Consider the following 19,104-nt stretch of genomic DNA (forward strand, 5'->3'; position numbering starts at 1 on the left):
CGAAGCTGGACAGATCAATATGACGGAACTTTATTTTAGGGGTATCTTTCTAGTATTGGCCAACAATGTGATAAAAGAACATTTAAATTGTAGTCTAAACTTAAAAATACATAACAAAAAGGACATCCCTCACGGCAAAGGATGCCCTTTTTGTTATGTAACACGACTTAGTATGGTCTATACACGAATATCAAATCTGCCTTGGCTATTCGTTGTTGCGGTAGCGATTTCTTGCGGGCTTGCCGCAGCAAGCGCGTTGTTTGCAGGTTTGGCAGGTGCTTCTGCACTACTGCTTGCTGCGGAAGCACTGCTCTGCGACTTCTGGGAAATCTGTGCCTCGATCTGCTTGATCTGCTGCTCAATTTGTTTCGTTTTCGTTTCTTTAGTCTTCGCGTCATCCGAGCTGGCATCAATCTTGTCCAATTCGGCTTCCAGCTTCGCTTTTTGTTTCTCGAGCGCGCTGGTATCTGTAGTACTAGACGTTGAGGTAGTATACGATGTAGAACCTGAGACTGCGGATATACTCATAATCATCCCTCCCTTCCTTACCTCCAATATAATCCTTTTGCAGATAAGGAACGTTAAAACCCGCTGAAAGTTTGCTGAAAGTATTGCTCTCTTTCAAGGTTATAAGGATAAACTGTTAGGAATTGGAATTCACCCGTCTGACCAACAGAAAATAAGACAGAATAGAGAGAACACCCGTACAGGCAATCACAATTGCCATCGGAAGGGCTGAGTCTACGCCCCCAAGACCCACAAGCGGTGCTACACAGCTACCAAGCAGCAACGGTAACAGTCCGATTAAAGCCGAAGCACTGCCTGCGGCCTCTCCTTGGTCCTGCATCGCAAGTGAGAAGCTGGTCGCTCCGACAATCCCCACACTGGAGACAACGGCGAACAGACAGATTAGAATAGGGATCAGCCCTCCCCCTACCAGGATCGTAAGCAGCAGCAAGACGCCCCCCGTTGTACAGAGCAGCAACCCGCTAAGCAGTAGCTTCGTCTCACTCACCTTACCAGCTAGTCTGCCGGCGATTTGACCTGTAATAATAATCCCAATCCCGTTCACAGCAAAGATCAAACTGTATACCTGCGGAGTAACTGCAAAAATATTTTGCAAAACAAAAGATGACCCTGAGATATAAGCGAACATAGACGCTGTAACAAAACCTTGGGACAAGGCATAACCCATAAACTTGCGGTTGCCAAGTAACACCTTAAAGGTAAGCAGAGTACCCTTCAACCCACTCTTGGAGCGCCGCTCCTTCGGCAATGTCTCAGGCAAGCGCAGGAGAATCGTCAAGCAGAAGATAATTCCGGCAGCAAATAATACGAGGAATATCCCCTGCCATGTAGTCACTCTTAAGAGCTGGCCTCCAATGACTGGAGCCAAAATCGGACCCAGACCATTAACAATCATCAATAAAGAGAAAAATTTCGTTAGTTCAGAGCCACTGTACAGATCACGCACAGCCGCCCTAGAGACAACTACACCCACTGAACCAGCAAGACCTTGAATAAACCGCAAAACAATTAAAAGTCCAATCGAAGGACTAAAAGCACATAGCACTGAGGAAACGGCATAGATGAACATCCCTATAAGCAGTGGACGGCGACGTCCATATACATCACTCAGTGGTCCAGCTACTAACTGACCTGAGGCCAGTCCCAATAAAAAGAAGGTGAGACTTAGCTGCACCAAAGCAGCCGTCGTACCGAAATCGTCGACAAGTGTAGGCAGCGCCGGCAAATACATATCAATCGATAACGGCCCAATGGTTGTAATGGAGCCCAGAATAACAGCAAGTTGCAATCTCTGCTTCCTTGAGGGTCCATCTGCAGCAAGTTTATTAGCATTTTGCATTCCAATCATGATCCTTACGTCAACCTTTCTAAAGCAACCCGGGGGCCTTTTTTTGTATTCTTCATACTAACGTAAAGGAACTCAAATGATCAATCCTTTTATAAGGCCTCATTCGGGGCTAATAACTTAAAAATAACCGCCAAAAGGCGGTTATCCTAATTGTTTTACGCATTTTGAGATGTACTAAACCCCTGTAGCCAATCTTTGGCGGCTTCGGCTTCCGCCATACTCAAGCGGTGACCTTGGTTGCCCCAATGGGTTGTAACCTCAGCGCCTGCTTTCTGCAGAATCCCCTCTAGCTCCTGAGTTTCCGTAGATGTTATTAGCGGATCATTCGTACCTGCCCCAATAAAGATAGACACCCCTTCAAGAGAAGGAAGCTCCACATTGCGTAATGGCACCATCGGATGCAACAGCACTGCCGCGCGGAAAATGTCCTTATAATGAAACAGAAGGCTACCAGCAATGTTTGCACCGTTAGAGTAACCAACCGCTACCAGATTGTTGGCATCAAACCCGTATTTCTCTGCCGCTTCATCCAGAAATTGCTTAATCTCATGGGTACGGAAAACTAAGTCCGCTTCATCGAACACTCCTTCTGCCAGCCGACGGAAGAATCGTGGCATGCCATTCTCCAGCACATTGCCCCGTATACCTAGCACCGATGAATCTGGGGATAACATCTCAGCCAGCGGCAGCAAATCCTGCTCATTACCACCTGTGCCATGAAACAACACTAATGTAGGTTTAGTTATATCTTTACCTTTACGGAATACATGAATCATCCCTGCTTCACCTCAATTTCTCTTACTTGAATAGGCGTTAAGTTTTCTTCGATGGCCGCGCGATGCGGCTCAAACCAGGACGGCAGCATCAACTTTTCACCCAACGCATCTGGGGCTTCATCACGGGCAAAACCTGGAGGATCTGTAGCGATTTCGAACAGGATTCCTCCTCTTTCACGGAAATAGATCGCATTAAAATACTGACGGTCTTGAACGGGTGTAGGTCTATGCCCATGACTCTGTACATGGCGCGACCATTCCAGTTGCTCTGCATTATCCTTTGCCCGCCACGCGATGTGATGAACTGTCCCTGCACCTCCCGCTCCGAGCGGAACGGGTGATGTCTTCAAATCAATAATATTACCTAGCTCCCCATTGGTTCTATAGCGAGTATATCCATCTCCGTCAGCAATATGTTCCATACCCAGCGTATGAACAAGTGTCTCGGCTGTTTGCAACGGATTGCTGCTATATAGCACAGCCCCGCCAAAACCTTTGATCGCGTATTTAGTAGGAATCCCACCAAAGGACCACTTACTGAGCGGGCCTTCCTCACGTTCCACCAGTTCAATCCGCAGACCGTCGTAATCAGCAAAAGATAAATAGGGTTCAGAGATCCGACTTCCTTTTGTAACCGAAATTCCGTATTCAGCAAGGCGTTGTTCCCAGAACTGCAGAGCACCGACCGGCACTGCGTAGATCGTTACGCCAACTTGACCACTGCCGATTCTGCCTCTACGCCCTACAGGTGAAGGGAAAAATGTAATAATCGTTCCCGGCGCACCCTGCTCATTCCCAAAGTATAAATGATAGACCTCTGGAGCATCAAAATTAATCGTTTTTTTCACGAGCCGTAGGCCCAGAATCCCGGCGTAGAAATCAACATTGCGCTGAGCGTCTCCGACAAAAGCTGTAATATGATGTATTCCTGCAGTTTGAAGTGTCATTATTATAAACTCCCTTCTTAGTTAAAAAACAATGCATCTAGAGAAATCGAACCTGGTCCCGTAAGCGCCACACCTACCGCAAATACCAAAACCGTGAGCGGAAACTCAATCCCGTTCGAAGTGGACCAGAAACCATTTGGAGCATGAACCTTAACGATTGCCCCCAGCATCGTGGCAGCGATCAACACCGCTGCAACAGGCGTTAACAGTCCGGCCGCGAACATAAATCCGCCCACCAGCTCCATAATCCCTGCTAAAATCGCCATAGTCACACCCGGTTTGATTCCGATGGACTCCATCCAGCCTCCCGTACCCTTCGGACCGTAACCTCCGAACCATCCAAATAGCTTTTGTGCGCCATGTCCTATAAAAGCAAGCCCAATCACCAATCTCATTAATAACAGTCCTACACTTATCATTTTTACCTTCCCCTATTCCTTTGATTTAATTATCTTAATGTTAAGATATTGGGTAAAAAAGAGCGCCCGGCGAACCGGAATAACCTATGGGCTGCTCTCCTCTTCCCTCTTCTATCTACAACTCGGAGGCGTTAAACGTATCGCCGCCCTTAATCGTACCCGAGTTAAAACCTTTGTAGAACCAGCGCTTTCTCTGCTCTGAGGTACCGTGAGTGAAACTATCCGGCACTGCATAGCCCTGAGCCTGCTTCTGAATCGTATCATCTCCGACGGCGCTTGCAGCTGCCAGAGCTTCCTCTAAGTCGCCTTCCTCCAGCAGATTCATTCCCTGAGCATGATTGGCCCAGACACCGGCCAAATAATCAGCCTGCAGCTCAAAACGAACCTGATATTTGTTGTACTCCTTCTCACTCAACGTCTGGCGAAGGGAATCGAGCTGTTTCGAGGTGCCTAGTAATGTCTGTACATGATGTCCAACCTCATGGGCAATGACATAAGCCATGGCGAAGTCGCCCGGCGCGTGGAAGCGTTGCTGCAACTCATCATAAAAGCTCAGATCAATATATAGTTTGGCGTCGCCCGGACAGTAGAAGGGACCAACTGCCGAGGTGGCTGTTCCGCAAGCAGAGTCTACACTCCCACTGTATAGAACTAAGGTGGGGTCCGTATAGGTCATTCCCTGCTGCTGAAAAATCTCACCCCAAACCTCCTCTGTGTCGGCAAGAACTACCGATACAAACTCCGCAAGCTCTTGCTCCTCTGCGGTCTGTTCATAAGGGGCCGTTGAACTGGAGCCTGTGGAAGTCAAACTTCCCAGGATATCCCCGGCATTGCCTCCACTGAGTAACGTGATGACCAGGACAAGGATAATTCCTCCGATTCCGCCACCAATCATCTTGCCACCACCGCTCATGCCTCTGCGGTCCTCCACGTTCGAACTCCCTCTTCTTCCCTGCCATTTCATGGCCAAGCCCCCAGTCGAAATATCAGGTAATCTTAAGTAAATGGCTACCTGGCTTCGTTAAGTTAAATATCTTATTAGTGATATACCCAAAAAAGCAGGGTTTCACTTATACTTACTGGAGTTGGGAGAATGAGGATGGAGCCGAACTACTTCCAACCTTATAGAGGCGCCTAGTTATTCGTCATGTTCGCAGCGCCTACACACCTTTGCCAAGCTTTTTCATTAATTCGATAGCCTGGACTTTCTCTTCCTTATCTAATCCACCCATCAAATCATGAATTGAGGCTACATGACGAGGGAAAATCTCATCAAACAGTTCACGACCTGCATCCGTAATCTCCGCATAAGTAACGCGGCGATCCTCGCTACAGGGTACACGTTTCAGCAGTCCCTTTTTCTCCAACTTGTCGATATTATAGGTAATGCTTCCGCTCGTAACGAGAATTTTCTCCCCGATCTGTTGCAGCGGAATCCGCGTTCTATGGTAAAGTACTTCAAGCACCATGAATTCAGCCGAAGCCAAGCCATAACTCTTCATATCCTTCACCGCATGATCCATTAGGCTCTTATAAGCCTTAGATAAGACTACAAACAATTTCAGTGAGGCGGCTTGTTCTTCGTCAGGTGCACTCTCTGTATTACGCAGATTTACTTGTTTATCACTCATCAATTCCACCTCCACTTCAATCAAACTTGTATTCAATCCATTTATTTGTCTTTACATTAAATATCTTTAAGTTAAGATAACTATACGACTTCCCATCCTCCTTGTCAACCTCATCGCTAAAAAAGTTACTTCCGTCTAGAGACCGGTAAGTTTTCCTATGACACTTTACAGGGAGTGATAAAAATCACCCCAAGTTTGACCTGACCTATAAAAGGGCGTATTCTTGTCTTTACGAATGACTCTTTAGTAAGCGATTTCAATACCCTAAAGGAGGCGACCTGATGAGTTCGTTCAATCCAACCCCTACCGAAGAAGCTATGGAGGGGCAGGCTGGAGCACGACGCGTGCTGATCGTGACAGCCGTAGACGCGGAGCGTGACGCGGTCCTGCGCGGCCTGCAAGGCAGCGACAGGTTCCATGTTATCGCTGCCGGCGCAGGGCCGGCAGCGGCGGCGGCGGGAACCGCCGCGGCACTCGCAGCCGGTTCTTACGGCTGCGTATTGAGCGTCGGGATCGGCGGCGGATTCCCGGGGCTGGCGCCTTTAGGCTCGCTGGTTGTAGCCAGCGAGATGATTGCCGCCGACCTCGGGGCCGAGACGCCGGAGGGCTTCCGCAGCGCTGCCGAGCTCGGCTTCGGCAGCGTGTCCGTGCCGGCTGACCGCGGCACGGTGCAAGCGGTTTCGGCCGCGCTGGCTGCGGCCGGGTTACCCGTAAGCACGGGCATCGTGCTTACGGTCTCGACGGCGACCGGCACCGCGGAGACGGCCGCCGCCCATCTCGCGCGGCATCCCCATGCCGTCGCGGAAGCGATGGAAGGCCACGGAGTTGCCGTGGCCGCTCAGGCGCTGGGGCTCCCGGTACTGGAGCTCCGCGCCATCTCGAACCCGGTCGGTCCCCGCGACCGGGCCGCTTGGAAGATCGGTGATGCAATGGAAGCATTAACGGCGGCAGCCGCTATATTACTGGAGGTGCTGTAATGACAACTGAGCTTAATATCGCTTTTTCCCCTTGCCCTAACGATACCTTTGTATTTCATGCCTGGGCGCACGGGCTTGTCCCGAATGCACCTAAGCTAAATGTAACCTATGCCGACATTGATATTACCAATACGCTGGCTGCTGACGGAGAAGGACCAGAAGTCCTCAAAATCTCCTACGCTGCTCTGCCTTGGGTTCTGGAGCGGTACAAACTGCTGCCATGCGGCGGCGCTTTAGGACGCGGCTGCGGCCCGCTGCTGCTTACAGCAAGTGGACCCCATGCGGTCAAACGCCCAGAAAAGCTAGCCGGACGCCGGATTGCTGTACCTAGCGAACGCTCTACGGCTTATTTGCTTTTCCGATTATGGGCAGCACAAAATGTAACTGGAGGCATCGGCGAAATAGTCGTAATGCCTTTCGATGAGATTATGCCTGCCGTACGGGATGGCCATATCGATGCAGGGCTGGTAATTCACGAAGCCCGCTTCACTTACGCCTCTTATGGTCTTAATATGCTGACTGATCTAGGCAGCTGGTGGGAAAGCGATACCGGACTGCCCATTCCTCTCGGCGCTATCATTGCCCGCCGTGATTTAGATGCCGATGCTATCACCGGCTGGATTCGCAGCTCTCTTCAGTATGCGTGGGATCATCCAACGGATTCCAGAGACTATGTGCTTAGCCATGCTCAAGAGTTGGCTCCTGAAGTGGCTAAATCCCACATCGATCTCTACGTGAATGACTTCTCGATGAATCTGGGTGATGACGGCTATGCCGCAATCTCTGCCCTGCTTAATCGTGCTGCGGCAGAAGGACTTGTGCCTGCAATCGATCCAGCACTGCTTCGTTAGCATTTACCAGATAGTTTAACAATCCCCGGCCACACCTATAAGGTGTTCTCCGGGGATTTTATTTATTCTACGTAGCCTTCCAGCCAGACATTATTTGGCTTATCGAACCAGTGATTATACAATAGACCTATAAACATGATCTATGAGGGAGGATCACATGATACCTGAAAAAAACAGCAAACAAAACATCGACCGCTTTTTGGGCTTTCAAAATGAATATGACCGCTACCGTCCCGAAGCCCCTGAGATGATTATCAAATTGCTAACAGATTACCTAGGTACCACCCCTTCACTCGTCGCAGATATAGGCTGCGGTACGGGTTTGTCTACTTTTCTCTGGAACGATTTCGCAGAACGCGTAATCGGTATCGAACCCAACCCAGATATGTTGGGAAAAGCAATCGATAAACTTAGCAGATTAGAAGCATCCCAATCAATTACTTTTGTGCAAGGCTACTCTAACCAGCTTCCGCTTGCATCAGATAGTGTAGACATAGTTACCTGCTCGCAATCATTCCACTGGATGGATCCTGAAAGTACACTGCAAGAAATCTCCCGGGTCTTAAAAAAAGGCGGAGTCTTTGCCGCCTACGATTGCGATTGGCCTTTATCTCTTCAGCAAAATGTAGAAGAACGATACAACCAGCTGATCTCCAAAACAGAAGAATTGCTGGCTTCGCTTTTACCTAATGAGGAGAGAGCACATAAATGGGACAAAGAAGGTCATTTGTCACGGATCAAAGCTAGTGGAGCCTTCTCTTTTGCCAGAGAAATCGTATTCCACAACCTAGAGTCCTGCGATGCCCAGCGATATATTGGTTTAACCCTAAGTCAAGGGGGAGTGCAAACCGTAATGAAACTAGACGCTACCTTGCTTGAGCAAGACATCGCCGATTACACCGCCGCAGTTGAACAGCATTTTAAAGGCAGAACATTAGAGGTTCTGATCAGCTACCGAATGAGAATCGGCATCAAATAATCTTCGATCACAACCAAAAAAACGCCCCGCCCCCTCATATGAGGAGTTCGGAGCGTTTTCTTCTTTTTATTTAACTTCCTCCATGAATACCCTTAGGTTCTCTACGATTTCTTTGGATTTTGAATGATGTAAGTAATGTCCGCCTTCAAATGTCATTACTTTTCCATGCACAGAATCCTTGACTTGCCCTTCATGTAGAGGAATCCAGTCTTTCACGGTAGTATTATTCGCTTGTATAAAGAAGATAATGGGAAGATTCTTGTCGAATGTTAAGCCTCTGGAGGCAACAAAGTTAGGATAAATATGTTCCATTTCATTTAAGGTAGTGGAATTGTTCATATTTTTAAGCGAAATCAATTTCATTTGTTTTTTGGTTTCATCATCAAATGGCAGTCCATCATAAGGGTCACCGCTTAATTGCAAGCCCAATCTTATAATCCCTGAATCTTTAAGCAGCTTTAATTTTTTAATTGGGAATTTAACATCCATACCGCCTTGCTCCGGAACACTACTATCAATACCCACAAAAGCACTCACTTCGTTTGGATATTTCTTCGCATATTCCAATCCGTAAATACCTCCAATCGAGTGGCCCATTAGAATGTATTGGTCAATGTTAAGATTCTGAACGGCTTCATGAATTTCACTAACGATATTCTCTGTAGTTCGTTCTTTTTTCGTTTCATCACTGAGTCCATACCCAAACGGTTCAACCGCCACCACTTTGTAGAATGGTGATAACTCATCAATCAACGGCTTGAAATCAAGCGCTGGCGCTCCTGTTCCAAAGCCTGGTATGAGCACGATCGTCTGTTTACCTTCTCCTTGAATCAAAACATTCATATTTTTCCCGTCAACAGGGACTAACTGACCATAGTGCTGTATTTTTTTCTGATCTGTTTTGTTGCTGATCACATTAACTGTATAGACAACGGCTAGAAAAAGTACGACCACGATCACTATTGCTCCTAATATTTTGAGCAACAGGTTACGCAGTTTATGTTTTTTCTGTCCATTCCCCGTTTTTTTGTCCTCTTGTTGTGTCACCCTCATCTTCTCCTGTCTTTAATCTGTTTATTAAGTTCCCTTAACGTTTCGCTAATGAGATCATAACTAACAAAGATGTACCCCTCATGACGACAATATGAACTGAAAATGAACAGGTAAAAAAAATGCTACGGCAGCACAAGACAAGAAAACTTGCCTGTACTGCTGTAGCATGAAAAAATCGGGATGCATTCAAGCCCTCGCAAGGCACCGCCTGGAAGCTAATTACTCTGTCGGCGCTATAATTGGGAGGGTGACAACGATGGTCGTTCCTTGGCCGGGTTCGCTTTCCACGCGGATATCCCCTTTATGAAGCGTTACGATCTGTTTAACAATGGCAAGTCCCATCCCGCTGCCACCATATTTACGGCTGTGGGACCGATCAGCCTTAAAGAACCGTTCAAATATACGTTGCTGATCCTCAAGTGAAATCCCGATGCCAGTGTCTGTTACCCGAACGGTCACGTTGTTGATATCTTGTTTGAGGCTGACGTTAATTACACTGTTATCCTTAGAAAACTTGATGCTGTTGCCAAGGAGATTGGTCCATACCTGACTTAACAGGTCATAATCAGCCAGTAGGATAATAGGCTTCAGATCAAGGTCGAAGCTGATGTTACGAGCTGACCATTGCGGCTGAATCGCTACGATTACTCTTCTTATCTGTTCGTCCAGATTGAATGTAGTTAGCCGTAGCTGCTGGGACTGCGATTCTAATAAACTCAGCTTCAGCAGGCTGTCACTCATTTTAGACATCCGTTCTGCTTCAGCGATAATAATATCCAGATAACGATTTCGCTCTTGTTCTGCAAGATCTACTCGCTTGAGCGCAATCGCATACCCAGATATTGAGGTGAGCGGAGACTGGACCTCATGCGACACATTGGATACAAACTCCTTACGCATCTGCTCAAGCTGCTGCAGATCGTGCATCATTTCTTCAAAGCTGCGAGCCAAGGTACCTAGCTCACCGGTTTGCTTAATATTCAGCTCGACGTTAAAATCACCAGCTGCTATTCTTCTGGTCGCTTTGGTTAGCTTCTTGATCGGTCTGACTAAGAACATTGCAGCTACCAGAATCAAGAGGCTTCCAGCTATCAATGAATAGAGCAAGAAATTTAATACCAAGTTCCTTCTGGCAGTGACGGAAGGGGGATTAAGCGTCTCCACAAACATCGCTTTGGTGCCGTCTTCCGTTCTCAGTTGTAAGCCTAGGAGAAGCGCAGAAATATTCCTGTTATGAGGTTGATATACTTCTCCTGCGAGAACTTTTTTTATTTCTTCCATAGTTACAGGGACCGGCTTGTGCCCATTAAGCGTTCCGTAAGATTGGAATTTACCCGCTTCGTCGAAAATTCGGATGTGGTAGGAATCAAGCTGCTTCATTCCACTTACGAAAGAGTTGGCTTCACGAAATGGGAAGGTCTCGTAAACCCTGACAATATCCTGCCCAAAATGCAATAAGGGAATTCGCGAGTTCTCGTTCAGTTTATCTTCGAATACCCAAGTTGCAACAAACAAAGCAATGATTGTGCCCCCGATTACGGAGGCTAAGAAGGTCAGTACAACGCGTGTATATATGGATCTAATCATTCGTACACCTCAAGCCTGTAGCCAAGTCCACGCACCGTCTCAATACGAAAATCAGGGGTAGTCGCAAACCGTTCACGCAAGCGTTTAATATGCACGTCAATCGTCCGATCATCTCCAGTATAATCAATTCCCCAAATTTGATCGATCAACTGCTCGCGCGTATAGACTTGTCCAGGGGTTCCAGCAAGCTTGTACAGCAACTCGAACTCCTTAAGGGGTAAGGCAAATGACTCCGTGCCTTTCATCACCTTATAGGTCTGTCGATCAAGGATGACATTGCCAATTTGGATCATCTGCGTGGAGCCAATCCGATATCGTTTCAGCAATGACCTAACACGAACCGTCAGCTCTAACGGATCGAAAGGTTTAGTTAAATAATCGTCCGTGCCTAATTCGAAGCCCTTCACTTTCTCCCAGGTTTCGCCTCTGGCAGTCACTATAAGTAATGGAAGATCAGGATTAGCTCTGCGGAGCTCCTTACAAAGCATCCAACCATCCATATTTGGCATCATAATATCCAGCACGACAAGATCGACATGTGTTCCAGCATATACGGCGAGCGCTTCCTTGCCATCCACAGCTTCAACTGTTTCGAATCCGTCGTTGCGGAGAAATAAACAGACAAGTTCGCGAATGTTCGCATCGTCGTCAGCAACCAGTATAGTAGGCATTCGTTTCCTCTTTTCCTGTTGTCCATTCTTACTATTATACTATATTATACTTTCGGCTAAACTGTCTGTTGTCTTGAGACTACACGATGATCAAACCGAAAAAGAGCGTCTAACACGGTTACCCGTATAGACGCTCTTAATGTCGTTTCGCTTTAGCTTTAGTCAGCTTACTTCTTATTCATCTTAAACATTAGGAACAGCTCATTATAATGAGCGAGCATCCGTTTGCCAAGGTTATCGTATACTTCAAGCCGGTCCGTAATTTCAGCAGGTGGATAGAACCGGGTATCCTCAGAAGTTTCCTCAGGAAGCAGCTCCAGCGCAGGAATGTTAGGCGTGGAATAACCTACATATTCTGCATTCTTAGCAGCAACGTCTGGGCGGAGCATGAAGTTGATAAACTGATGCGCTCCATCCACATTTTTCGCTGTCCGAGGGATGACCATGTTATCAAACCACTTGTTCGAGCCTTCTTCCGGCACTACATAATCCAGCTTATCATTCTCGTCCATGATCTCGGAAGCATCGCCGGACCAGACAATCCCAACCGCAGCTTCTTCATTTGCCAGCAGCATCTTGATCTCATCACCGACAATCGCCTTCACGTTAGGAGACAACTTGTTGAGCTTAGTCAGTGCTTCTTGCAGATGTGCCTCTTCCTTGTCATTAACGGAATAATGCAGGCTGTTCAAAGCCATGCCCATCACTTCACGGGCTCCGTCCACCAGGAAGATGTTATTATGCAGTCTGCTGTCCCAGAGAGAATCCCAGCTGGTGAAGTCCATGCCTTTAGTCATTTCCGGATTGAAAATAATCCCGACGGTCCCCCAGAAATAAGGCACAGAATATTTGTTACCCGGATCAAACGAAAGGTCCATAAAGCGTGAATCAATATTCTTTAGATTCGAAATCTTACTATGATCCAGCGGGATGAGCAGATCTTCTTCTTTCATCTTAGCAATGGCATAATCCGAAGGGATTACAACATCAAAGGTAGTTCCGCCCTGCTCAACCTTGGTCAACATAGCTTCATTGGAATCGAAGGTTTGATAAATGACTGTTAAGCCGGTCTCTTTTTCAAATTCCTTCAATAGATCCGGATCGACATAGTCGCCCCAGTTATAGATAGTCAATGTGTTTCCACCCGAATATCCCTCTCTCGAATTCATCCAAGAGCCCAAGTACATGAGCGCAAATGCCGTGATAAGGATCGCCAGAAAAGCATTTATCAGCTGTTTCATCTAGGCACCCCCGCTTCTGCAACAGGCTCCGCCACAGCTTCTGCCGTGTTATGACGGTTTTTCTTAAGGGTCAGGAAGTAATAACCAACCACGAGCAGAATGGTGAACAGGAAGATCATTGTCGACAGCGCATTAATCGATAGCGACACCCCTTGCCGGGCTCTAGAGTATATCTCAACCGATAACGTCGAATAACCGTTGCCTGTTACGAAGAACGTAACCGCAAAGTCATCCAGTGAATACGTAAGCGCCATAAAAAATCCGCTGAATATCCCTGGTTTAATAATCGGCAAGATTACTTTAGTCAGCACATCCTTACGGCTTGCCCCAAGATCACGGGCTGCATCCGTCAATGTAGGGCTCATTTCCTGTAGATGCGGCAAAATCATCAATACAGCAATCGGCACGCTGAATGCAACGTGTGAAAGCAGAACAGACGCGAAACCCAGCTTGATGCCAGCTATGGTGAACAGGATAAGGAACGAAGCACCAATAATGACATCTGGACTGACGATCAGCACGTTATTCAGAGACAGCAAGGTGTTCTTGGCGCGGCGATTCTGCACACTTTTAATGGCCAGCGCACCAATAATAGCGATAAGGGTCGCAATAGCCGAGGATAGCAGCGCGATCACAAGCGTATTGATTACGATGATGATCAGGCGCTTATCTTGGACCACCTCACGGTAGTAATCCAGCGTGAAGCCCTCGAACTTATGCATCGTCCCCCCACTGTTGAACGAATAGTACATTAAATAGAAGATAGGTGCATACAGAACAATGAACACCAGAACTAGGTAGAGGTTAGAGAATCCATTTTTATTTCTCATTCCGCGCCCCTTTCCGCGATCCGCCTGTGATAATCATAAACAGCGCCATAATGGCAATCAGAAACACTGCAACTGTAGAACCCATGCCCCAGTCCTGAGTGACCAGGAAATGCTGCTCGATTGCGGTGCCCAGCGTAATGACCCTGTTGCCTGCAATCAGACGGGTGATCATAAACAGGGACAGCGCAGGTATGAATACTGCCATACAGCCTGAGCGTACTCCCGAAATGGTCAGCGGAAAAATAACACGTCTAAACGTGGTCCAGCCCGAAGCCCCCAAATCACGTGCCGCATCCAGCAAGGATAAATTCAAATCCTCCAAAGCGCTGTATATCGGCAGGATCATAAACGGAATAAAAATATAGACAGATACAAATACAAAACTGAAGCCCGTAAACAGAATTTGCTGTTCTCCGATTCCAAGCAGATCAAAGAAATTATTAATCGGACCAAATGTACCGAATATCCCTATAAAAGCGTAGGTTTTTAGCAGCAAATTAATCCATGTCGGCAAAATAATCAGCAATAACCACAGTTGCTTATGTTTGGTTCTCGTCAACAGATAAGCCGCCGGATAGGCAACCAGCAAAGAGAATGCTGTAATCAGAAACGCGTACCAGAACGAGGTCAGCGTCATTTTTAAATATACAGGGGTGAAGAAACTGACGTAATTATCCAGAGTAATATGACCATCCAAATCAAATAACGAATAATAGATGACAAGCACTACCGGTGCAATTACAAACAATGCGATCCAGAGGTAATAAGGGATGAGATAGTACGATTTGCCCTTATTCTTCATGACTCTCCACCTCGCCATAAGCTTCCAGACGTCTGTCGAATTCTTCCTCCGTTTCACCGAAACGCATAACATGAATCGCTTCCGGATCAAAATAAAGGCCAATTTCACTGCCTACAGTCGCCTTACGTGTAGAATGCACAAGCCATTCATGCCCGGATTCATCATAACAGCTGATTTCATAATGCACGCCCCGGAACAGCTGGGAATCAACCCGCACACGTAGTTTACCCTGTTCCAGCGTAGAAATTTCCAAATCCTCAGGACGAATAACAATCTCTACGGATTCATTCGGTTTAAGCCCGGCATCGAAACATTCGAAGCGGCGGCCGTTAAACTCCACCAGATAATCCTCGATCATAACTCCCGGCACAATGTTCGATTCGCCAATAAAATCCGCCACAAAACGGTTAATCGGCTCATCATAAATATCGTTAGGGGTGCCGCTTTGCTCGATTTTCCCCTTATTCATGACAAAAATCCAGTCGGACATCGCGAGTGCCTCTTCCTGGTCATGCGTTACAAAAATAAAGGTAATGCCTAACCGCTGCTGCATTTCCCGCAGTATGTACTGCATCTCCGTGCGCAGCTTGAGATCTAGCGCCGATAGAGGCTCGTCCAGCAGTAGAACCTGTGGCTCATTCACAATCGCCCGGGCAATGGCAACCCGCTGGCGCTGACCGCCGGACATTTCGTTAATCGCACGCTGCTCATAACCCACAAGGTTAACGAAGCTTAGCGCTTCCTGCACCTTCTTCGTGATAACATCCTTCTTAAGCTTCTTAATGCGCAGTCCGAAAGCCACATTCTCGAATACGTTCAGGTGTGGAAACAATGCGTAATCCTGAAATACCGTATTGACCTGCCGCTCATTGGCGGGAATGTGGTTAATTACTTTTCCATTTAAATAAATAGAACCGCTCGTTGGCTCAGCGAACCCGGCGATCAATCGAAGAATAGTCGTTTTACCACAGCCAGATGGACCAAGTAGTGTATAGAATTTGCCGCGCTCTATCTCAAAGCTGACTCCTTTTAACACCGGATCTTCGTCGTCATATTGCTTAGTAACTTCTTCAAATGAAATGATGGTACCTTCCTGAATAGCTATAGCTAACAACCTCCCTTACCTTAGTAATACAATACTATTTTACCCGCATCTTGCGGAGAACAATCGAAATGAGTATGCTCAGCGCTAATAAGCGACAATTTTCCCTCTCCTTCGACGCTCCAATAGATATAGCATATTAGATTGTACCATTATATGCGATAGCTTACATTGTTAAATGCTAAGCATAAACTTAACAAGTTTGTAAAAAGTCCAGTCTTCCCTGCCCTTTTTGAGGTGCTATAATGAAAACGAACTGAAAAGCCAGTGTGGTTTTCTTATTTTTGCGAAAGAAGATGAATGATAATGAACGAGGGGTTACTAGACCGCCTTGAAAAATATGGATTCTCACTTTACATGATACGAATTACGCTTGCCGCATCACTATCCTGGGTAGCCGTACACAGTTTATATGGTGACCAATATTTATACTTTGCACCGCTTGCAGCCATTCTAATTACTCAAGCCAGTGTGAAGGCTTCACTTGAAAAAGGACTCTACCGCCTGATCGGCATTATTATCGGCGGAATCGTCAGCCTGATTGTAGGCCAATTCTTCGATGTAGGTGCATTTTCCATTCTGCTAATTCTGCTCATCGGGATTGGAATTGCCACAGCCTGTCGGATGAATATCCAAGCGGTTTCGCAGGTGGGGGTGACCTCGGTTCTGGCCCTTACCTTTTATCACAATGATTACGTGCTGTGGAGAGTCGCCGAAACCTTTATTGGTGTGCTCATTGCCTTGATCATCAATATGATTATCGTTCCACCGAACAGGTTCGTCAAGGTAAAAGCATTGGCACTCGATGGAAGCCTTCTACTTTCGGATGCTTTAAAAGGTCTCGTAGGCATAAGAAGAGATTCATCAAAGGATAATAATATGCTGGAGCAAGCAGGTAAACTGCTGTCTGCCAGCAATCAACAACAGAAGGAAATGTTCTATACCATTGCTCACTATCAGTGTCGTGGTGATCTAAAGGGACTTATACAAGCCACGGCACATCTAAAGACCATTCATTCCTATGTTAAAGAAATTGCCGACGATATTTGCTTGCTGCCAGCACATCATGCCAATTCTGACTGGATGCTGGAAGTGCTGGAGGCAACAGCCGATTGTATAGCTGTTTATGGTACCAAGACCTTATCCAAGGCTGAATGCCAACGTTCACTTACAGATTGTCTGCATCGTGCCCGCGACTTGCAGGCGGCCAGCTTCTCTGAACTGCAAGGACGGTGCTCACTGTCATCTGTTCGTGATCTAGGAGCGCTCTTCAGTCACTTAAACCGGGTACTCGAAGAAGTGGAACGTGCTAGTTCTGCTACTTACGTAGTTGCAGCTCGGCCTTCAACAGCTGAAATCACACGCGCTATACGCTTAATTAAAAAAGGACTCTCCCAGAAGCTCTAAGCTTGGGAGTGTCCTTTTTTTATGTTCAATCCCTATTAGACATAATGCCCTTTAGCACGATTGGTTACTACAACCATCCAACAAATTTAACTGACTGATTGTTTAGCAGCACGCCCTATCTTCACATTTACCAGTACAATACTGCTGACAATCAGCAATAATCCGATCACAAGGTTTATGGTAATCTGCTCTTTCAAAAAAACTACGCTGGTTGCTATCGAGATCAGGGGGATCAAGAAGGTGAATGAACCTACTTTTCCTGCTTCTCCTTCGTTAATCAGCTTGAAATAAATTAGCCAGCCCAGAGCAATAACAAAGATTGCGATAAACAAGGTATCCACAATAAAGGTTCCACTCCAGGTGATATCCGACCATCTCTCCGTAGCTGATCCCGAAAGTAGCAGAATGATGCCACCGATCGTGATTTGCATAGCCGTCATCCACAGCATATCCACACGTACAGCATTCCGTTTCATATATATTGTCCCTAATGCCCAGCTTAGGGCACTGGCTAGAGCCAACACAATTCCCCATATGGAAATACTCCCATTAATTCCGCCGATACTAAGAGAGGCTACCCCGAGAAAACCAAGCAGCAAACCAGCCATTTTAAGCCCGTACATGCTCTCACCTAACCACAGCCAAGAAAAAACACCTAACAATACAGGCTGCAAAAATACAATCGATGAGAACAATCCCGCGGGAACATACTGCAAGCCAATCGTCTGAAATCCATAATAGAACACAATACTAAGTACCGCCGAGATCAGATAGATCGGCCAGAGCTGCTTGAAGCGAAGCTCCTTCACCTTGGGCAGTGCAATTAGAATCAGAATAATACCGCCTACGACGGTTCGAATACCTGCAAATAATAGAGGTGGAGCATAGTCTAAGGCGATTTTGGATATAGGCCAATTAATGCCCCATACAATCACCAAAAAAATAAGAAGGATCATACTTTTCTTCTGCTGATTCATTTGTTCACTTCCTTGGTGTAGATTCATCACAAATGATACAATAAACAAGAGCATAAATGAAATGAATAATAATCATAAGGGGCATATCATATTTGTTATGAACAATACTCAAATTCGTTTATTCGTCAAAATCGCCGAAAGCGGCAGCTTTACTAAAGCTGGTGTAGAACTGAATATGACACAGCCTGCGGTCAGCCGGGCGATCTCGTCCCTCGAAGCCGAATTAGACGTGAAGCTCTTGCTTCGAGACCGGCGTAATGGCCTGATGCTTACGGATATCGGCAAACGTATTCTTGTTATTTTCCGTGAAATTCTAATGGGCTTTGATAAGGTCAATCAGGAGATTTACGCGGAGAGAGGTCTTGAAAAAGGAAGTATCCGCATTGGAGCTTTCCCTGTGGCATCGGCTCATTTTCTACCGAAGATTATTAGCTCTATTACTAAAAGATATCCAAATATTACGATTAGCTTACAGGAGGGTTCTATCGCTGAAGTCAGAGAATGGCTGGATTCAAAAGAAATTGATGTTGGCTTATTGCTCGCTCCCAGTGCAGATTTCGAAACCATTCCATTATATAGAGAGAAATTGTTTGCCGTTTTTAGAGATGACCATCCCCTGCAAAAGCGATCCATTGTATGTGTGCAGGAATTAGCGAACGAGCCCATGTTGATTTGCAAAGCAGGATATGAACCGCCCGTTGTAGAGCTATTCCGCAGAAGTAATAGCCATCTGAATGTGAAATATGTGGTTAATAACTTTGCAACAGCTCTTAATATGGTTCAGGAGGGACTGGCGATCGGCGTGATGTCTGAGCTGTCCTTGTTATCTCTGCCTCCAAATGTGGTTACCCGTGAGCTGCAGCCGGATGCTTATAGAGATATCCAAATTGCGGTCAGCTCGCTTGCCGACACTTCAATTGCTGTAAAGCTCTTCATTGAGACAGCGCTGGATCTTTTCACTCAAAAATAAAATGGATT

At 46.5% G+C, this 19,104-nt stretch carries 20 protein-coding genes; 5 read left to right on the forward strand and 15 right to left on the reverse strand.

Translation table 11 applies throughout. The annotated features are described in order from the left end of the window. Nucleotides 1-177 precede the first annotated feature (177 nt). The 7 genes from MHH50_RS29420 to MHH50_RS29450 all read right to left on the reverse strand — a co-directional run bounded on the left by MHH50_RS29420 (nucleotide 178) and on the right by MHH50_RS29450 (nucleotide 5,649). On the reverse strand, nucleotides 178-528 hold the full coding sequence (locus tag MHH50_RS29420; RefSeq protein ID WP_076099710.1) for a FlxA-like family protein: 351 nt from the start codon (nucleotides 526-528) through the stop codon (nucleotides 178-180). A gap of 115 nt (nucleotides 529-643) precedes the next feature. Further along, a complete protein-coding gene (locus tag MHH50_RS29425) occupies nucleotides 644-1,867 on the reverse strand; it encodes a multidrug effflux MFS transporter (RefSeq protein ID WP_339174636.1) in 1,224 nt (407 codons plus the stop codon). A gap of 164 nt (nucleotides 1,868-2,031) precedes the next feature. Next, nucleotides 2,032-2,652 (reverse strand): alpha/beta hydrolase, encoded by a 621-nt coding sequence (locus tag MHH50_RS29430; protein WP_076124044.1) that lies wholly within the window; start codon nucleotides 2,650-2,652, stop codon nucleotides 2,032-2,034. Further along, on the reverse strand, nucleotides 2,649-3,599 hold the full coding sequence (locus tag MHH50_RS29435) for a ring-cleaving dioxygenase (RefSeq protein WP_076179229.1): 951 nt from the start codon (nucleotides 3,597-3,599) through the stop codon (nucleotides 2,649-2,651). The genes MHH50_RS29430 and MHH50_RS29435 overlap by 4 nt, the downstream gene beginning before the upstream one ends. A gap of 17 nt (nucleotides 3,600-3,616) precedes the next feature. Further along, a complete protein-coding gene (locus MHH50_RS29440; RefSeq protein ID WP_036682076.1) occupies nucleotides 3,617-4,018 on the reverse strand; it encodes a DoxX family protein in 402 nt (133 codons plus the stop codon). A gap of 115 nt (nucleotides 4,019-4,133) precedes the next feature. Next, nucleotides 4,134-4,982, reverse strand: a complete 849-nt coding sequence (locus MHH50_RS29445) for a neutral zinc metallopeptidase (RefSeq protein ID WP_076191707.1) — start codon at nucleotides 4,980-4,982, stop codon at nucleotides 4,134-4,136. Nucleotides 4,983-5,178: 196 nt separating this feature from the next. Then, nucleotides 5,179-5,649, reverse strand: coding sequence for a MarR family transcriptional regulator (locus MHH50_RS29450; protein WP_036682080.1), 471 nt, complete (start codon nucleotides 5,647-5,649; stop codon nucleotides 5,179-5,181). A gap of 281 nt (nucleotides 5,650-5,930) precedes the next feature. On the opposite strand from MHH50_RS29450, the gene MHH50_RS29455 reads away from it, so the two are divergent. From MHH50_RS29455 to MHH50_RS29465, 3 genes are all read left to right on the forward strand, one after another. Next, on the forward strand, nucleotides 5,931-6,626 hold the full coding sequence (locus MHH50_RS29455) for a futalosine hydrolase (protein ID WP_081383183.1): 696 nt from the start codon (nucleotides 5,931-5,933) through the stop codon (nucleotides 6,624-6,626). Beyond that, a complete protein-coding gene (locus tag MHH50_RS29460; RefSeq protein WP_076297019.1) occupies nucleotides 6,626-7,477 on the forward strand; it encodes a 1,4-dihydroxy-6-naphthoate synthase in 852 nt (283 codons plus the stop codon). Before MHH50_RS29455 ends, MHH50_RS29460 begins: the two co-directional genes overlap by 1 nt. Before the next feature lie 157 nt (nucleotides 7,478-7,634). Continuing rightward, nucleotides 7,635-8,456, forward strand: a complete 822-nt coding sequence (locus MHH50_RS29465; RefSeq protein ID WP_340033785.1) for a class I SAM-dependent methyltransferase — start codon at nucleotides 7,635-7,637, stop codon at nucleotides 8,454-8,456. A 66-nt stretch (nucleotides 8,457-8,522) separates the two neighbouring features. Here MHH50_RS29465 and MHH50_RS29470 read toward each other — a convergent pair whose 3' ends face one another. From MHH50_RS29470 to MHH50_RS29500, 7 genes are all read right to left on the reverse strand, one after another. Continuing rightward, a complete protein-coding gene (locus tag MHH50_RS29470) occupies nucleotides 8,523-9,503 on the reverse strand; it encodes an alpha/beta hydrolase (protein ID WP_076191702.1) in 981 nt (326 codons plus the stop codon). A gap of 225 nt (nucleotides 9,504-9,728) precedes the next feature. Beyond that, a complete protein-coding gene (locus tag MHH50_RS29475) occupies nucleotides 9,729-11,096 on the reverse strand; it encodes a HAMP domain-containing sensor histidine kinase (protein WP_076278281.1) in 1,368 nt (455 codons plus the stop codon). Then, a complete protein-coding gene (locus MHH50_RS29480; RefSeq protein WP_076191697.1) occupies nucleotides 11,093-11,767 on the reverse strand; it encodes a response regulator transcription factor in 675 nt (224 codons plus the stop codon). The genes MHH50_RS29475 and MHH50_RS29480 overlap by 4 nt, the downstream gene beginning before the upstream one ends. A gap of 167 nt (nucleotides 11,768-11,934) precedes the next feature. Then, nucleotides 11,935-13,008, reverse strand: a complete 1,074-nt coding sequence (locus tag MHH50_RS29485; protein ID WP_038573734.1) for an ABC transporter substrate-binding protein — start codon at nucleotides 13,006-13,008, stop codon at nucleotides 11,935-11,937. Next, nucleotides 13,005-13,838 (reverse strand): ABC transporter permease, encoded by an 834-nt coding sequence (locus MHH50_RS29490; protein WP_076099717.1) that lies wholly within the window; start codon nucleotides 13,836-13,838, stop codon nucleotides 13,005-13,007. Before MHH50_RS29490 ends, MHH50_RS29485 begins: the two co-directional genes overlap by 4 nt. Then, on the reverse strand, nucleotides 13,828-14,640 hold the full coding sequence (locus MHH50_RS29495) for an ABC transporter permease (protein WP_036682096.1): 813 nt from the start codon (nucleotides 14,638-14,640) through the stop codon (nucleotides 13,828-13,830). Before MHH50_RS29495 ends, MHH50_RS29490 begins: the two co-directional genes overlap by 11 nt. Next, nucleotides 14,630-15,739: an ABC transporter ATP-binding protein gene (locus tag MHH50_RS29500; protein ID WP_036682445.1), complete on the reverse strand. Its 1,110-nt coding sequence runs from the start codon at nucleotides 15,737-15,739 to the stop codon at nucleotides 14,630-14,632. The genes MHH50_RS29495 and MHH50_RS29500 overlap by 11 nt, the downstream gene beginning before the upstream one ends. 309 nt (nucleotides 15,740-16,048) lie before the next feature. Between MHH50_RS29500 and MHH50_RS29505 the strand changes: the two genes are divergently transcribed. Then, nucleotides 16,049-17,149: an FUSC family protein gene (locus tag MHH50_RS29505; RefSeq protein WP_076305814.1), complete on the forward strand. Its 1,101-nt coding sequence runs from the start codon at nucleotides 16,049-16,051 to the stop codon at nucleotides 17,147-17,149. 86 nt (nucleotides 17,150-17,235) lie between these two features. Here the strand turns inward: MHH50_RS29505 and MHH50_RS29510 are convergent, their stop codons facing one another. Further along, entirely contained in the window at nucleotides 17,236-18,126 is an 891-nt protein-coding gene (locus tag MHH50_RS29510) for a DMT family transporter (RefSeq protein ID WP_076305815.1), read from the reverse strand. A gap of 97 nt (nucleotides 18,127-18,223) precedes the next feature. On the opposite strand from MHH50_RS29510, the gene MHH50_RS29515 reads away from it, so the two are divergent. Next, on the forward strand, nucleotides 18,224-19,096 hold the full coding sequence (locus MHH50_RS29515) for a LysR family transcriptional regulator (protein ID WP_340033786.1): 873 nt from the start codon (nucleotides 18,224-18,226) through the stop codon (nucleotides 19,094-19,096). Nucleotides 19,097-19,104: the final 8 nt, after the last annotated feature.

It is taken from the genome of Paenibacillus sp. FSL H3-0302 (genome assembly GCF_037982245.1).
GTDB classification, from domain to species: domain Bacteria; phylum Bacillota; class Bacilli; order Paenibacillales; family Paenibacillaceae; genus Paenibacillus_AQ; species Paenibacillus_AQ odorifer.

Excerpts from the sequence above, each read along its gene's own strand:
- MHH50_RS29465 (WP_340033785.1), top strand. The coding sequence starts at position 7,635 with ATGATACCTGAAAAAAACAGCAAACAAAACATCGACCGCTTTTTGGGC.
- MHH50_RS29455 (WP_081383183.1), top strand. The coding sequence starts at position 5,931 with ATGAGTTCGTTCAATCCAACCCCTACCGAAGAAGCTATGGAGGGGCAG.
- MHH50_RS29510 (WP_076305815.1), bottom strand. The coding sequence starts at position 18,126 with ATGAATCAGCAGAAGAAAAGTATGATCCTTCTTATTTTTTTGGTGATT.
- MHH50_RS29445 (WP_076191707.1), bottom strand. The coding sequence starts at position 4,982 with ATGAAATGGCAGGGAAGAAGAGGGAGTTCGAACGTGGAGGACCGCAGA.
- MHH50_RS29440 (WP_036682076.1), bottom strand. The coding sequence starts at position 4,018 with ATGATAAGTGTAGGACTGTTATTAATGAGATTGGTGATTGGGCTTGCT.
- MHH50_RS29425 (WP_339174636.1), bottom strand. The coding sequence starts at position 1,867 with ATGCAAAATGCTAATAAACTTGCTGCAGATGGACCCTCAAGGAAGCAG.
- MHH50_RS29495 (WP_036682096.1), bottom strand. The coding sequence starts at position 14,640 with ATGAAGAATAAGGGCAAATCGTACTATCTCATCCCTTATTACCTCTGG.
- MHH50_RS29460 (WP_076297019.1), top strand. The coding sequence starts at position 6,626 with ATGACAACTGAGCTTAATATCGCTTTTTCCCCTTGCCCTAACGATACC.
- MHH50_RS29515 (WP_340033786.1), top strand. The coding sequence starts at position 18,224 with ATGAACAATACTCAAATTCGTTTATTCGTCAAAATCGCCGAAAGCGGC.
- MHH50_RS29420 (WP_076099710.1), bottom strand. The coding sequence starts at position 528 with ATGAGTATATCCGCAGTCTCAGGTTCTACATCGTATACTACCTCAACG.
- MHH50_RS29430 (WP_076124044.1), bottom strand. The coding sequence starts at position 2,652 with ATGATTCATGTATTCCGTAAAGGTAAAGATATAACTAAACCTACATTA.
- MHH50_RS29505 (WP_076305814.1), top strand. The coding sequence starts at position 16,049 with ATGAACGAGGGGTTACTAGACCGCCTTGAAAAATATGGATTCTCACTT.
- MHH50_RS29475 (WP_076278281.1), bottom strand. The coding sequence starts at position 11,096 with ATGATTAGATCCATATATACACGCGTTGTACTGACCTTCTTAGCCTCC.
- MHH50_RS29485 (WP_038573734.1), bottom strand. The coding sequence starts at position 13,008 with ATGAAACAGCTGATAAATGCTTTTCTGGCGATCCTTATCACGGCATTT.
- MHH50_RS29490 (WP_076099717.1), bottom strand. The coding sequence starts at position 13,838 with ATGAGAAATAAAAATGGATTCTCTAACCTCTACCTAGTTCTGGTGTTC.
- MHH50_RS29435 (WP_076179229.1), bottom strand. The coding sequence starts at position 3,599 with ATGACACTTCAAACTGCAGGAATACATCATATTACAGCTTTTGTCGGA.
- MHH50_RS29480 (WP_076191697.1), bottom strand. The coding sequence starts at position 11,767 with ATGCCTACTATACTGGTTGCTGACGACGATGCGAACATTCGCGAACTT.
- MHH50_RS29450 (WP_036682080.1), bottom strand. The coding sequence starts at position 5,649 with ATGAGTGATAAACAAGTAAATCTGCGTAATACAGAGAGTGCACCTGAC.